Here is a 14,515-nt window from a genome sequence, read left to right as displayed (position 1 = left end):
ACGTCGGCAGGCACCGCGCGGCCGCGCAAAGCCTTCGGGCTTGCGCGGCCGCTTTGTCTGTATCGGGCGGATGTCTGTCGTGCGAGGGCAGCCGGGCGCGACGTGCATCAATCGTCGATGCGCAGCCCCACCTTGATCGTGACCTGCCAGCGCGTGATCTTGTCGTCCTCGATGAGGCCGCGCGTCTCCGTCACCTCGAACCAGTGCAGGTGGCGCAGCGTCTTCGAGGCGCGCGCGATCGCGCAACGAACGGCGTCGTCGCTCGATTCCGTGGACGATCCGGTGAGTTCGATCTGCTTGTAGACGTGGTCGTTCATCGCGGTGTCTCCTCGCGGCGGGTTAAGGTGGGTATCAGTCGAGTATAGGCAATCGCGGGCCGGTATCATGGCGCTCCGGCGCGCAGGCAAGCGGCCAGCGAAGCAGAGGAGACAGCGAAACGATGGACAGGCAGGAACTGGGATTTTGCGGACCGGGGCTGATGGGCGCGCCGATGATCCGCCATCTGCTGCGCGCGGGCCACGCGGTGCGGGTCTGGAACCGGACGCCCGCGAAGGCCGAGGCGCTGGCTGCCGACGGCGCGCGGGTCGCGGCCACGCCGCGCGAGATGGCGCAGGTCGCCGACGTCGTGCTGCTGTGCGTGGCCGACGCCGCGGCGGTCGAATCCGTGGTGTTCGGCCCGGGCGGGCTGCTCGACGAGCGCGCTGGCCCGGCCGGGCGCCCGCGTGTGCGCCGCATCGTCGATCATTCGAGCATTCCGCCGGAGGCCACGCGCGCGCTTGCGGCGCGGGCGGCGGCGCTCGGCGTGGGCTGGGTCGACGCGCCGGTTTCCGGCGGCGTGGGCGGTGCCCAGGCCGGCACCCTCGCGATCATGGCGGGCGGCGCGGAGGCCGACGTCGCGGCCGTGGCGCCGATCCTCGCCGCCTACGCGGCGCGCGTGACCCACATGGGCGCCGTGGGCACGGGCCAGACGACCAAGCTTTGCAATCAGGCGATCGTCACGGCGACGGTGGCCGCCATTGCCGAGGCCGTGAGCCTCGCGCGGCGCAGCGGCATCGACGCCGCGAAGCTGCCCGAGGCGCTCGCGGGCGGCTGGGCCGACTCGGTCCTGCTGCGTACCTTCGTGCCGCGCATGACGCAGGACGGGCTCGCACCGATCGGCGCGCTGAAGACGTTCCAGAAGGACGTGGATACGGTGGCCGCCGCTGCCCAGCAAACCGGCACACCGATGCCGGTTTCCGGCACGGTCCAGCAACTCCTGCGGCTCAGCGCGGCAATGGGGCTCGGGGAGGCCGACTTCTCGGGTTTCATCGACGTGTTGCAGACGCCACGTGTCGGCCAGCCTTAGCGCTTTAGCGCTTAGGCTGGCCCCACCCCCGAAGGGGGCAGCATGCCGCAGTGACGGGCGAGGGGCACGAGCGGCCGGACGCGATCCGACCCCGGGCCACGCTCCGAGCCGCCGCCGGCCGTGCTCCCGCGCCGGCTGGCACTCGCCCGCGAACTGACATAACCTGATAAAATTACAGGTTTTTCTCGCTCTACTTTCCGGGACGCGCTGTGCTCTCTACCGCCAACATCACCATGCAATTCGGGCCGAAGCCCTTGTTCGAGAACATCTCGGTCAAATTCGGCGAAGGCAACCGCTATGGCCTGATCGGCGCGAACGGTTGCGGCAAGTCCACGTTCATGAAGATCCTGGGCAGCGACCTCGAGCAGAGCTCGGGCAACGTCATCCTGGAGCCGAACGTGCGTCTGGGCAAGCTGCGCCAGGACCAGTTCGCGTATGAAGACGTGCGCGTGCTCGACGTCGTCATGATGGGCCACACCGAAATGTGGGCCGCGATGACCGAACGCGACGCGATCTACGCGAACCCCGAGGCGACCGACGACGACTACATGCATGCCGCCGAGCTGGAGACGAAGTTCGCCGAGTACGACGGCTATACGGCCGAGGCGCGGGCGGGCGAGCTGCTGCTCGGCATCGGCATCGGCACGGAATTCCATCAAGGCTCGATGAGCGCCGTGGCGCCGGGCTGGAAGCTGCGCGTGCTGCTCGCGCAGGCGCTATTCTCGAAGCCGGACGTGCTGCTGCTCGACGAGCCGACCAACAACCTCGACATCAACTCGATCCGCTGGCTGGAAGATGTTCTGAACGAGTACAACTCGACCATGATCATCATTTCCCACGATCGACACTTCCTGAACCAGGTCTGCACGCACATGGCGGACATGGACTACGGCACGCTGAAGGTCTACCCGGGCAACTACGACGACTACATGCTCGCTTCGGCGCAGGCGCGCGAGCGCCAGGCCGCGGCGAACGCGAAGGCGAAGGAGCGCGTGGCCGACCTGCAGGACTTCGTGCGCCGCTTCTCGGCGAACAAGTCGAAGGCGCGCCAGGCCACCAGCCGTCTGAAGATGATCGACAAGATCAAGATCGAGGAATTCAAGCCCTCGTCGCGCCAGAACCCGTTCATCCGTTTCGAGTTCGAGAAGAAGCTGCACAACATCGTCGTGGTGGCGGAAGAGATCACGAAAACGTACGAGCGCCGCATCTTCAACAAGTTCAGCCTCAGCGTGCAGCCGGGCGAGCGCATCGCGATCATCGGCGAGAACGGCGCGGGCAAGACGACGCTGCTGCGCTCGCTGCTCGGCAACCTCGCGGTCGATAACGGCACGGTGAAGTGGGCAGAAAACGCGAACATCGGCTACATGCCGCAGGATACGTACGAAGAGTTTCCGGCCGACGTCACGCTGATGGACTGGATCGACCAGTACCGTCAGGAAGGCGACGACGAACAGTCCGTGCGCGGCACGCTGGGCCGTCTGCTCTTCAATGCCGACGACATCAAGAAATCGGTGAAGGTGCTTTCGGGGGGCGAGAAGGGCCGCATGATCTGGGGCAAGCTGATGCTGGGCCGCCACAACGTGCTGCTGATGGACGAGCCGACCAACCACATGGACATGGAATCGATCGAGTCGCTGCAGATCGCGCTCGAAAAATTCGAAGGCACGCTGGTTTTCGTGTCGCACGACCGCGAGTTCGTGAACGGCCTGGCCAATCGCATCATCGAGGTCAAGACCGACGGCAAGATCAACGATTACAGCGGCAACTACGAGGACTTCCTTGCGAGCCAGGGGCTGCATTGAGTTCCGATCTCTGATCGAAGCGTGAAATGAAAACGGGGCGACGCATCAAGCGTCGCCCGTTTTTTTTGGAGCGCGGCGCGGGACGTTCAGTCGGTGTACTGCATGTCCTTGGGCAGGTCGTATTTGCCATTGCGGTACTCCAGCGTGAAGCTCGTGCGTTTTGCCGCCTTCGTGTCGTCCTTGCAATCGCCGTTGCGGACCGTGTTGACGGTATCGGAGGACTTCTCCGTGCCCTTCAGCGCCGCGTAGCCTTCTTTGCCTGCGGGACCGAGGTCGAGTGTGCGCGTCGTATTGTTGAACGTGCCGGCGCAGTTGCCGTCCCAATCGCCGCCCGAGTTTTCCACGATCAGACGATCGAGGACCGTACGCAGGCTTTGACCGTCGACCACGTACAGACTCAGTGCCGTTTGCTCGAACGGAGCGATGCGCGATGGGCCTTCGTGCGTCACGCGCACACCGAATGCGCGGTTCTGCGGCGTAAGTTGATAGCGCGCCGTGTCGAGCGCCAGACCGGAAAATCGAACGGCGTCATAGGAAATTGCCGACTGCTGGAACTGATGCGCGACGATCGCGCCTGTTGCCGTGTCGGCGACCAGGACTTCGAGGTCGTCGGTGCCTTCGTCGTCGCTGTTGTCTTTCTGCGGCAACGGCAATGCTGCGATCGTCAGCGCCTCATTGGCGGGCCAGACCTTGCACGCTGCGTGATCCGCATCGAGCGTGCGGCCCGGATGCAGTTGCGCGGTCCACTTCTGGAGGTTGTTCTCGCAGCCGGCGTGGGCGAACAGCGGCGCAAGGCCAGCAACGAGGCAGAACAGGGTGCGTTTCATGAAGCTCGAAAGTGGGTGACTGAGGGCGTCAGTATAAGGGTGCGACCAGAACGGGCATTCGAATCTGCGCAATACCTTCCGTATGCGTCAACCACGCTAGAATGTGGGACCGCCGCGTCCGGGTCGCAAGTCGCGAAGATTGACGCCAGGACGCCCCGACACGGAGCGTTGCATGAGACGGCAGTAAGCGCCAAAGCGCAAGCCGCCGTCGACAGACAGGAGACACACGCATGAACCAGTTCGACCAGCTCTATATCAACGGCCAATGGGTCGCGCCGCACGGCAAGGGCACGATCGACGTTTACGATTCGGGCACCGAGGCCGTCATGGGCCGCATTCCCGAAGGCGACGAAGCCGATGCCGAAGCCGCCATCGCGGCCGCGCGCGCCGCCTTCGACGGCTGGGCCGCAACGCCCGCCGTGGAGCGCGGCGCGATTCTGCAAAAGATCGCCGACAACCTCAAAGCCCGCACCGACCAGCTCGCGCAACTCATCGCAGGCGAAGTGGGCATGCCGCTCAAGCTCGCGCGTGCGATCCAGGTGGGCGGCCCCGTCTATAACTGGGGTGCTTACGCGAAGCTCGCAAGCGAGTTCCAGTACGAGGAGCGCGTGGGCAACTCGCTCGTCGTGCGCGAGCCGGTGGGCGTGGTCGCGGCCATCACGCCGTGGAACTATCCGCTCAACCAGATCACGCTCAAGGTCGCGGCCGCGCTCGCCGCTGGCTGCACCGTCGTGCTCAAGCCGTCCGAGATCGCGCCGCTCAATGCTTTCGTGCTTGCCGAAGCGATCGACGAAGCGGGCCTGCCCGCCGGGGTGTTCAACCTCGTGACCGGCTACGGCCCGGTGGTCGGCGAGCTGATGGCGCGCCACCCGCAGGTCGACATGGTTTCGTTCACGGGCTCGACGCGCGCGGGCAAGCGCGTCTCCGAGGTGGCTTCTGCGACGGTCAAGCGCGTGGCGCTCGAATTGGGCGGCAAGTCGGCCTCGGTCGTGCTCGACGACGCCGACCTCGCGGCGGCGGTGAAGGGTACCGTGGGCGCGTGCTTCCTGAATTCGGGGCAAACCTGCTCGGCGCACACGCGCATGATCGTGCCCGAGTCGCGCTACGAGGAAGCGCGCGCGCTTGCGAAAGAAGCCGTCGAGGCCTACACCGTGGGCGATCCGCGCGACGAGAAGGCGAAGCTCGGCCCGCTCGCCTCGAAGGTCCAGCAGGAGCGCGTGCAGCACTACATCGAGCGCGGCATCGACGACGGCGCCGACCTCGTAACGGGCGGCACGGGCTTGCCCGATGGAGTGACGAAGGGCTTCTTCGTGAAGCCCACCGTGTTCGGTCGCGTGCCGCGCGACGCGGCCATCGCGCAGGAGGAAATTTTCGGACCGGTGCTTACGATCCTCACGGCAAAGAACGAAGACGACGCCGTGGCCATCGCCAACGATTCGCTCTACGGACTCGGCGGCGCGGTCTGGGCGGGCAGCGACGAGCGCGCCATGCGCGTGGCGCGGCGCATTCGCACCGGTCAGATCGACATCAACGGCGGCACGTGGAACATGGCGGCGCCGTTTGGCGGCTTCAAGCAGTCGGGACACGGCCGCGAAAATGGCGTGTACGGGCTCGAAGAATATCTCGAATACAAGTCGATGCAGTTCAAGGCACTGAAAGCCTGAGTCCAGCAGATTTTGGCGGCGCCGCAAATAGTTTCGCGCGGTGCGTTGATTGATGTCATGAATGCGGTCACCTTGGCGGATGACCGCATTTTTTATTGATATGGCGCAAGCTCGTCTGTCGGCGGCGCGCGACTATTGATGGTTTGTAACCAACAACGCAGGTCACCATGTTTCCAGCTCATTCGTTCGCGCCACTCACGATTCGAGGCCGCCGGCTTTTGCCTGTCGTACAGGGCGGCATGGGGGTCGGCATCTCGGCGCATCGCCTTGCGGGCAGCGTCGCCCGCGAAGGCGCGCTCGGCACCATCGCCAGCATCGATCTGCGCCACCATCACGCCGATCTGATCGAAGCCTGCCGGGCCCATCCCGACCACGATACGCTCGCGCGCGCGAACCTCACCGCGCTGGCCCGCGAGATCGCCGCGGCGCGCAAGCTGAGCGGCGGTAACGGCATGATTGCGGTCAATGTCATGAAAGCGGTCAGCGCCCACGCGGACTACGTCCGCGTCGCCTGCGAGCAGGGCGCCGATGCGATCGTGATGGGCGCCGGCCTGCCTCTCGATCTGCCGGACCTCACGCAGGGCGTCGATATCGCGCTGGTCCCGATCCTGTCCGACGCGCGCGGCGTCGCGCTCGTGCTCAAGAAGTGGATGAAGAAAGGCCGCCTGCCCGATGCCATCGTCATCGAGCATCCGGCGCATGCGGGCGGCCACCTGGGGGTGACCGACATCGGCGACATGGGCAGCGAGCGCTTTTCGTTCGAGGCTATCTTCGCCGAACTCGAAGGCGTGTACGCGTCGCTCGGCATCGGCCGGGCAGACGTGCCGCTGATCGTGGCGGGCGGCGTGAATAGCCACGAGGCCGTGCGCAGGTGGCTCGAGGCCGGCGCGAACGGTGTCCAGGTGGGCACGCCGTTCGCCGTGACGGAAGAGGGCGACGCGCATCCCGACTTCAAGCGCGTGCTCGCGGATGCGAAACCCGAGGACATCGTCGAATTCGTGAGCGTAACGGGCTTGCCCGCGCGCGCGGTGACGACACCGTGGCTCCAGCGCTACCTGCGCAACGAGTCGCGCGTGCGCGCGAAGATCGGCTCGCTCAAGCTGGCATGCCCCACGGGGCTCGAATGCTTGTCCGTGTGCGGCTTGCGCGACGGCATCGAAAAATTCGGGCACTTCTGTATCGATACGCGTCTTGCCGCGGCTTTGCGCGGCGATATTGCGAATGGGCTCTTCTTTCGCGGCCGTGAAGCGTTACCGTTTGGGAACGCGATCCGCAGCGTAAGGGATCTTCTGGAACTGCTTCTGACCGGCGTGGCGCGGCCGGCGGTTGCGCACCGGGCGGCTTTTGCCCTGAGTTGACGGGCAGCAACGTCGCGATGGAACGCCGGATCGGCAATTCGCCGGTCTGATAAACAGTGGTTTGAGTTGTAGGGTCAATCCGGAAGACGCCGGTTCGTCGCGAGCCGGCGTTCTTCTTTATGGCGCAAGGAAATCAGGCCCGGTCCGGGTCCTTGTGGAAGCGCATGGCGGTGCCTTCGCGCTCGATGCGCGTCCAGACCGCGCGCTTTTCCTCGTCGGTCAGGAAGACCCAGTTGGAGACTTCCATGGCCGTGCGTCCGCAGCCTTTGCAGACTTCGTCGAAGAGGGTCGAGCACACACCGATGCACGGGCTGTCGGGGAGGTCGTGGAGATTGGATGCCATCGATGGAGCCTTGGGGCGCGAGCGGCAGCCAATCGCGCCGTCCGCGGATAAAAAACCTCGCTATGTTATCCCATCCGACAGCCCATCCCGTCGTTCCGACAGACCTCCGCAGACGTTGTAAGGTTTTGTCAGGGAAAACGATCCGGCGCGCATCGATCCGGCGCCCGGACACTCGCCCCGGCCGCCCGGCGGCGGCTTGTGGCGGCAGGCGTCGCACGGAAACAGCACGCACGGTTTTTTTGGTAGACACGCGCGCAGAACCGGCTAAAATTGCGCGCGATTTGTCATCGGACAACATCGGCCCGGCCTGTCCCGTTTGTGCGACAGGCTGGCGTTTTTTTTGTCGTCCGACATGATTGGTGGTAGGTTTCGGGAAGCTTAGGGGAGCCGCCCCACGTGCGGCATGACACGAAGCAGGCGGCCGGCAGGGACCGGCGAGGACGGAGAACGGAATGAAGAAAAAGGTGGTGGCACGACTGGCCGCGCTGGTGCTTTGCGCGGCGCCGTGGGTGGCGTCGGTGGCGAAAGACACGCAACTGAACGTCTACAACTGGTCCGATTACATCGCCTCCGACACGATTCCGAACTTCACGAAGCAGACCGGCATCAAGGTCAAGTACGACAACTACGACAGCGACGACACGCTGCAGGCCAAGCTCCTCGCGGGCAACTCGGGCTACGACATCGTCGTGCCGACCAGCAACTATGCGGGCAAGCAGATTGCCGCCGGCATCTTCGCGCCGCTCGACAAGTCGAAGCTCCCCAACCTCAAATATCTCGATCCGCAACTGATGTCGCTGATCGCCGGCGCGGATCCGGGCAACAAGTTCGTGGTGCCCTGGGCGTACGGCACGACCGGCCTCGCGTACAACGTGACGAAGGCGCAGCAACTGCTCGGCAAGAACGTGCCGCTCGACAACTGGGACATCCTCTTCAAGCCCGAGTACCTCTCGAAGCTGAAAACCTGCGGCGTCTCGGTGCTCGACGCGCCGGACCAGATGTTCGCGGCCGCGCTGCACTATATCGGCAAGGATCCGATGTCGACGAACCCGGACGACTATCGCGCCGCGCTCGCGATGATGAAGAAGATCCGTCCGTACATCACGCAGTTCAACTCGTCGGGCTATATCAACGACCTCGCGGGCGGCGACATCTGCTTCGCCTACGGCTGGTCGGGCGACGTCGTGATCGCCAAGCACCGCGCGATGGACGCGAAGAAGCCGTACCAGATCGAGTACTACATTCCGAAGGGCGGCGCGCCGATCTGGTTCGACGTGATGGCGATCCCGAAGGACGCGCCGGACAAGGAAGCGGCCCTCGAGTGGATCAACTACATCGAAACGCCGCAGGTACACGCGGCGATCACGAATGCCGTCTATTACCCGAGTGCCAATGCGGAAGCGCGCAAATACGTGAGCAAGGACATCGCGAACGACCCGGCGGTCTATCCGCCGCCCGAGGTCCTGAAGACGCTGTTCCTGCTCAAGCCGCTGCCGCCTGAGATTCAGCGCCTGCAGACGCGCCTGTGGACCGAGTTCAAGTCGGGCCGCTAAAGCAGGCGGCGCAGGACTGATGCGTTACCCCGAGCCCTCGGCAGGTTGCCGGGGGCTTTGTTCGTCAACCCCGTCCATCGACCAGGCAGGGCAGAGAGAATCATGAGTGACCAGTCGAGCGCACCGGCAACCACCGGCGTGCCGCCTTCGGGCTTTTCCGCGTCGACCGCCGCCGCAGACAACTTCGTGCAGGTGATCGACGTCGTCAAGAAGTTCGGCGAAACGGCGGCCGTCAAGGGCGTCAACCTGTCGGTCAAGAAGGGCGAGCTGTTCGCGCTGCTCGGCAGCTCGGGCTGCGGCAAGTCCACGCTGCTGCGCATGCTGGCCGGCCTCGAAACCGTCACGTCGGGCAAGATCCTGATCGATGGCGAGGACCTCGCCGCGTTGCCGCCGTATCGCCGGCCGGTCAACATGATGTTCCAGTCCTACGCGCTGTTCCCGCACATGACGGTCGAGTCGAACGTCGGCTTCGGGCTGCGCCAGGAAGGCGTGAAGAAGGCCGAACTGCAGGAGCGCGTGGCCACGGCGCTCGAACTCGTGCAGATGTCGCGCTATGCGAAGCGCAAGCCGCATCAGCTCTCGGGCGGCCAGCAGCAGCGGGTCGCGCTCGCGCGCTCGCTCGTCAAGCGCCCGAAGCTGCTCCTGCTCGACGAACCGATGTCGGCGCTCGACAAGCAGATTCGCCAGCGCACGCAGATCGAACTCGTCAACATTCTCGACAAGGTCGGCGTCACCTGCATCATGGTCACGCACGACCAGGAAGAGGCGATGACGATGGCGGGGCGACTCGCCGTGATGAGCGAGGGCGAGATCATCCAGCTCGGCACGCCGAACGAGGTGTACGAGTATCCGAACACGCGCTTCTCGGCGGAGTTCATCGGCTCGACCAATCTGTTCGACGGCAACGTCGTCGAGGACGAACCGGATCACGTCTATGTCGAGTCGTCGGACCTCTCCACGCGTCTCTACGTGAGCCATGGCATCAGCGGGCCGCTCGGCATGCCCGTCACGATTTCGGTGCGGCCCGAGCGCATCGCGCTCACGCGCAAGCCGCCCGAGGGCGCGTTCAACTGGGGCCACGGCGTGATCATGAACGTCGCGTACATGGGCGGCTACTCGCTCTATCACGTCAAGCTCGACTCGGGCAAGACCGTGGTCGCGAACGTATCGAGCCTCGCGATCTCCGAAATCGAGTCGCCGGGGTGGGGCGACGAAGTGTATGTGCGCTGGAGCGCGTCGGCCGGCGTGGTGCTGACGTCATGAACGCGGCGCTCAGGAAAATTGCGAGCTGGCCGGTCAGGCGCTTCAATCTGACCGGCAGCACAGCCGTCGTGGCGGGGCCGTTCTTCTGGCTCGTGCTGTTCTTCCTCGTGCCGTTCATCTTGGTCGTGAAGATCAGCTTCGCGGACCAGCAGCTCGGCATTCCGCCCTATACGGAACTCACGTCGTTTGCCGACGGCGTGCTGCACGTCGCGCTCGACCTGTCGCACTACGCGTTCCTGTTCCAGGACAGCCTGTACTTCGCGACCTATGTGAACTCGGTGGTCGTGGCGGCGATTTCGACGCTGCTGTGCCTGCTGATCGGCTATCCGATGGCGTATTACATCGCGCGCTCGAATCCGGCCACGCGCAACATCCTCATGATGGGCGTGATGCTGCCGTTCTGGACCTCGTTCCTGATTCGCGTGTACGCCTGGATCGGCATTCTCAAGAACAACGGACTGCTCAATAATTTCCTGATGTCGGTCGGGCTCATCCATACGCCCATCGAGCTCTATCACACGAACACGGCCGTTTATATCGGCATGGTCTATTCGTATCTGCCGTTCCTCGTGATGCCGCTCTATGCGCACCTCGTGAAGATGGACCTGACGCTGCTCGAAGCCGCCTACGACCTCGGCGCGAAACCGTGGCGCGCGTTCCTCGAGATCACGCTGCCGCTTTCGAAGAACGGCGTGATCGCGGGCTGTCTGCTCGTGTTCATCCCGGCGGTGGGCGAGTACGTGATTCCGGAATTGCTGGGCGGCGCGAACACGCTGATGATCGGCCGCGTCATGTGGAACGAGTTCTTCGACAACGCCGACTGGCCGATGGCCTCTGCCGTGACCTGTGCGATGGTGCTGCTGCTGCTCGTGCCGATGGCGCTGTTCCAGCACTACCAGGCCAAGGAACTGGAGGGCCGCGGCCGATGAAACCCAATCGCATTCTGCAGTGCATCGCGCTGGGGATCGGCTTTGCGTTCCTCTACATCCCGATCATCAGCCTGGTCGTCTACTCGTTCAACGAGTCGCAGCTCGTGACGGTCTGGACGCGCTTCTCGACGAAGTGGTATCAGGCGCTGCTGTCCGACGACGAGCTCATCACGGCCGCGTGGCTCTCGCTCAAGATCGGTTTGATGACGGCGTTCGCCTCGGTCGCGATCGGCACGTGGGCGGGCTATGTGCTCGCGCGCATGGGGCGCTTTCGCGGTTTCACGCTGTACACGGGCATGATCAACGCGCCGCTCGTGATTCCCGAGGTGATCCAGGGCATCTCGCTCCTGCTGCTCTTCGTGGAAATGGGCAAGCTTCTCGGCTGGCCGGCCGGACGCGGCGTGTTCACGATCTGGATCGGCCACGTGATGTTGTGTATCTCGTACGTCGCGATCATCGTGCAGTCGCGCGTGAAGGATCTCAATCCCTCGCTCGAAGAGGCTGCGCTCGATCTCGGCGCGACGCCGCTCAAGGTGTTCTTCGCCATCACGCTGCCGCTGATCTCGCAGGCGCTCGCCGCCGGCTGGCTGCTCTCGTTCACGCTCTCGATCGACGACCTCGTGCTCTCGGCCTTCCTCTCGGGCCCCGGCTCGACGACGCTGCCGCTCGTGGTGTTCTCGCGCGTGCGGCTTGGCCTGAATCCGGAGATGAACGCCCTCGCCACGCTGTTCATCGCGGTCGTGACGATCGGTGTGATTTTCGGCAACTACTTCATGCAGCGCGCCGAGCGCAAGCGCATGGCGATGGCCGTCTGAGCATCGGCGCTTCTCCGGTGCCGCGAAACGGCGCGCGGGCAGGTTCTGCCGCGCGCCGTTTTCTTTCGTTGCCGCGAAAAACGCCCCGCATCCGCCTCAGAGCCGATAGCCCATGCGGAAGCCGCCCCAATGCCGGCCGTTGACGAAGATCGGGGCGGAGGCGTCCTTCATCAGCGCAAACTGGCCGCCGCCCATGTCGCGGCGGTAGGTTTGCAAGAGAAACGGCTTGGTATGCGAGCCGGCGCCCACCCCGGCGCGGTCGCTGAAAATACGCCGGTTGCGGCAATGGGCGGCGTTCCAGACGGGGTCGTTGCCCTGCGGCTGGGAGAACTTGCGGTTGTGCGTCGGGATGTAGCCGCGTGGATCGATCGCCACGCAAAACGCCACGCGCTCGTCGAAGGCGAGCAACGGCTCGATGAGCGCCGGCAGTACGCGGTCGGTGAAGGCCGCAAAGCGCGTGACGTGCTGCTGCGGGCTGGTATTCGGCACGGGCACATAGGTGCTGTCGAAGAGGTCGGCTTCGCCGATGTCGCCGCGCGCGAGGGCCGACTCGAACAGCTTGCCGACCTGCGAGGCCGCACGCTGCACGGCCGTGATGAAGCGCGTGTCTTCGGTCTCGACGCCGGTTTCGGCGCTCAGCTCGATCAGCGTTTCCGAGACGTCGAGCAGGCGCCCCAACTGATCCTTCGCCTGGGCGAAATTGCGGCTCGAATCTTCCACGCCGTCCGCCATCTGTTGCACCTGCGCCTCGAGTCCGTCGCATTTCGCCTCGATCTCGCCGGTCAACTGGGCGATCTGACCGGCGTGGTCGTCGAGCTGCGTGATCGCTGCGCCAGTGCTTCGCACGGCTTCACCGATCGTGTGCGTACCTGAACGTACGCGATGCGCGCGCTCGGTGTTCGCTGCGCCTTCGACGATGAGCCGCTCGGTTTGCTGCGTGAGCTGCGCTAGCGTCTGTTCGATCTGTCCGGTGGCTTGCGCCGTTTTCGCGGAGAGATTTTTCACTTCGGAAGCCACGACAGCGAAGCTCTTGCCCGATTCTCCCGCGCGCGCAGCCTCGATGGCGGCATTCAGGGCGAGCAGTTGGGTCTGGCGCGCGATCAGCGAGATTTCTTCCGAAACCTTCGAGACGTGCGCGAGGGCAGTCTTGAGCGCGCCGATCTGGCTCTCGATGATGGTGACGCCCTCCACGAGACCGTGGATGTCGGCAAGCGACGCGTCGATGGTCTGCTGGGAAGACTGCACGGTGGCCGCCGTGCCGGTGCTGACCTCGCGCATCGCGCGGGCCGCGGCGGCGATCTGGTGATTGCCGGCCAGCGTATGCGCGGCCGACTCGCGCAGCGCGTGGCAGACGGCCGCCTGATGCTGGACGCGGGCTGCGACTTCGTCGACGTGGCCGGACACGTCGCAGATTTCCATGCCGAGGCGGCCTGCATGCGCCGCGATATCGCCGATGATACCGGCTGACTTGCCCGCCCGGTTTGCACCGCGCAGACGAAACCGCAAACGTGACATCGAATGTCTCCTTTCGATCACCCTGATCGCTCGGGCCCGGTCTGCTGTGCGAACGCCGGGCTCTCCGTGATGATTAACGGCCAGTAATGTTTGGACTTGAGCGCGTGCCGGTGACGGACGCTATGATCGAGGAACGCGGGCCGCCCGAGGCCCGCCGTGGGAGTCTGATGATCGAACGCATGCTGGGCGAGGGCGCCGTCGCGTCGCTCTGGCAGCAACTGGTGCTGCTGTGGGAACTGATTTTGATGGTGTGCCGGTTTTTATGGGGGCTGTTGAGGCTGCTTGGGGGCGGATAGTGATGGGGATGCCTGACTGCAGCGCGCGGCTCAGGCAAAGGAAATAACGAGCTTCTTCCCGCATGCAGCCGCGTACTTTCTCAGCGTCGACAACGACGGCGAGTGCCTTTCGCTCGATAGCGATGCTTCGAGCCGCGAAATTGCCGAAGCCGTGGTGCCCATGCGCTCGGCGATCTGGGCCTGCGTAAGCCCCGCCTCCCTGCGAGCGGTGAGCAAGGCGTCAAGCGCAGTGAATTCTTCTTCGAGCGCTTCGTATGCTGCCTTCACGCCGGGTTTTGCCACTAGCCGGTCGCGGAATGCCTTGTCGTGGGGAACGGGGTGATAGCGATCTTCGGCTGCCGGTACCGGTCGAGTTTTAGCCATGGTTTCGTACCTCCATCATACGTTTGCGGGCGACGCGCAGTTCGCCGGCAGGCGTTTCCTGCGTCTTCTTGACGAAGGAGTGCAGCACCACGATCTGCTTGCCCACCTGGGTGCAATAGAAGACTCGTCCGATACCCTCCGGTCCACGCGGTCGCAGTTCGAACAGGCCTTCACCCATAGATCGAGAGTGCGGCATGCGCAGGTTCGCGCCGTGGACTTCCATTGTCTCTAGAAGGCGCAGATAGCTGGCGAGGATACCAGCAGGGAGGTCTGCAACTTCATCCCGCACCCGGGCTGAATAATAGGTGATCGTCCAAAACATAATATTAGCAAATTTGCTATGTTTCGGGCGGCTCATCGCCTGCGGCTTGGGCGAGTACGCGGCCCAAGGCAGGCTTACGTTACCAGGGGCTAATGGTCCCATTTCGCGTGAAGTGCGGGC

15 protein-coding genes are annotated in these 14,515 nt (G+C 64.4%); 9 read left to right on the top strand and 6 right to left on the bottom strand.

Features of this window, described 5'->3' with window-relative positions; all coding sequences use genetic code 11:
• Nucleotides 1-107: 107 nt before the first annotated feature.
• Nucleotides 108-317, bottom strand: a complete 210-nt coding sequence (locus WJ542_RS12640; RefSeq protein WP_027793744.1) for a dodecin — start codon at nt 315-317, stop codon at nt 108-110.
• Nucleotides 318-439: 122 nt separating this feature from the next.
• On the opposite strand from WJ542_RS12640, the gene WJ542_RS12635 reads away from it, so the two are divergent.
• Entirely contained in the window at nt 440-1,345 is a 906-nt protein-coding gene (locus tag WJ542_RS12635) for an NAD(P)-dependent oxidoreductase (protein WP_411189616.1), read from the top strand.
• Nucleotides 1,346-1,554: 209 nt separating this feature from the next.
• Nucleotides 1,555-3,147 (top strand): ABC-F family ATPase, encoded by a 1,593-nt coding sequence (locus tag WJ542_RS12630; RefSeq protein ID WP_411189615.1) that lies wholly within the window; start codon nt 1,555-1,557, stop codon nt 3,145-3,147.
• An 86-nt stretch (nt 3,148-3,233) separates the two neighbouring features.
• Here the strand turns inward: WJ542_RS12630 and WJ542_RS12625 are convergent, their stop codons facing one another.
• Entirely contained in the window at nt 3,234-3,974 is a 741-nt protein-coding gene (locus WJ542_RS12625; protein WP_411189614.1) for a PA3715 family protein, read from the bottom strand.
• 230 nt (nt 3,975-4,204) lie between these two features.
• Between WJ542_RS12625 and WJ542_RS12620 the strand changes: the two genes are divergently transcribed.
• Together WJ542_RS12620 and WJ542_RS12615 are read left to right on the top strand one after the other, a co-directional pair.
• Nucleotides 4,205-5,638, top strand: a complete 1,434-nt coding sequence (locus WJ542_RS12620) for an aldehyde dehydrogenase family protein (protein WP_411189613.1) — start codon at nt 4,205-4,207, stop codon at nt 5,636-5,638.
• Between the two features lie 167 nt (nt 5,639-5,805).
• Nucleotides 5,806-6,996: an NAD(P)H-dependent flavin oxidoreductase gene (locus tag WJ542_RS12615; protein ID WP_411189612.1), complete on the top strand. Its 1,191-nt coding sequence runs from the start codon at nt 5,806-5,808 to the stop codon at nt 6,994-6,996.
• Nucleotides 6,997-7,129: 133 nt separating this feature from the next.
• Here the strand turns inward: WJ542_RS12615 and WJ542_RS12610 are convergent, their stop codons facing one another.
• Nucleotides 7,130-7,339, bottom strand: coding sequence for a DUF1289 domain-containing protein (locus tag WJ542_RS12610; protein WP_411189611.1), 210 nt, complete (start codon nt 7,337-7,339; stop codon nt 7,130-7,132).
• Between the two features lie 452 nt (nt 7,340-7,791).
• Between WJ542_RS12610 and WJ542_RS12605 the strand changes: the two genes are divergently transcribed.
• From WJ542_RS12605 to WJ542_RS12590, 4 genes are all read left to right on the top strand, one after another.
• Complete coding sequence (locus WJ542_RS12605) at nt 7,792-8,892, top strand: polyamine ABC transporter substrate-binding protein (protein ID WP_411189610.1); 1,101 nt, start codon at nt 7,792-7,794, stop codon at nt 8,890-8,892.
• A gap of 102 nt (nt 8,893-8,994) precedes the next feature.
• Nucleotides 8,995-10,155 (top strand): ABC transporter ATP-binding protein, encoded by a 1,161-nt coding sequence (locus tag WJ542_RS12600; protein ID WP_411189609.1) that lies wholly within the window; start codon nt 8,995-8,997, stop codon nt 10,153-10,155.
• Nucleotides 10,152-11,084: an ABC transporter permease subunit gene (locus WJ542_RS12595; RefSeq protein WP_411189608.1), complete on the top strand. Its 933-nt coding sequence runs from the start codon at nt 10,152-10,154 to the stop codon at nt 11,082-11,084. The genes WJ542_RS12600 and WJ542_RS12595 overlap by 4 nt, the downstream gene beginning before the upstream one ends.
• Entirely contained in the window at nt 11,081-11,899 is an 819-nt protein-coding gene (locus tag WJ542_RS12590; protein ID WP_411189607.1) for an ABC transporter permease subunit, read from the top strand. The genes WJ542_RS12595 and WJ542_RS12590 overlap by 4 nt, the downstream gene beginning before the upstream one ends.
• A gap of 96 nt (nt 11,900-11,995) precedes the next feature.
• Here the strand turns inward: WJ542_RS12590 and WJ542_RS12585 are convergent, their stop codons facing one another.
• A complete protein-coding gene (locus WJ542_RS12585; protein ID WP_411189606.1) occupies nt 11,996-13,414 on the bottom strand; it encodes a methyl-accepting chemotaxis protein in 1,419 nt (472 codons plus the stop codon).
• Between the two features lie 122 nt (nt 13,415-13,536).
• Between WJ542_RS12585 and WJ542_RS12580 the strand changes: the two genes are divergently transcribed.
• Nucleotides 13,537-13,710 (top strand): hypothetical protein, encoded by a 174-nt coding sequence (locus WJ542_RS12580; protein WP_411189605.1) that lies wholly within the window; start codon nt 13,537-13,539, stop codon nt 13,708-13,710.
• Between the two features lie 30 nt (nt 13,711-13,740).
• On the opposite strand, the gene WJ542_RS12575 is transcribed toward WJ542_RS12580, so the two are convergent.
• Together WJ542_RS12575 and WJ542_RS12570 are read right to left on the bottom strand one after the other, a co-directional pair.
• Nucleotides 13,741-14,073 (bottom strand): helix-turn-helix domain-containing protein, encoded by a 333-nt coding sequence (locus tag WJ542_RS12575; protein WP_411189604.1) that lies wholly within the window; start codon nt 14,071-14,073, stop codon nt 13,741-13,743.
• The gene (locus WJ542_RS12570) at nt 14,066-14,431 is read right to left on the bottom strand and encodes a type II toxin-antitoxin system RelE/ParE family toxin (RefSeq protein ID WP_411189603.1); all 366 of its coding nucleotides are present in this window, start codon (nt 14,429-14,431) and stop codon (nt 14,066-14,068) included. The genes WJ542_RS12575 and WJ542_RS12570 overlap by 8 nt, the downstream gene beginning before the upstream one ends.
• Between the last annotated feature and the right edge of the window lie 84 nt (nt 14,432-14,515).

The sequence above is a fragment of the Paraburkholderia yinzeri genome, from assembly GCF_046581065.1.
In the GTDB taxonomy this organism is placed as follows: domain Bacteria; phylum Pseudomonadota; class Gammaproteobacteria; order Burkholderiales; family Burkholderiaceae; genus Paraburkholderia.
This window is presented reverse-complemented; position numbering and strand designations above follow the sequence as displayed.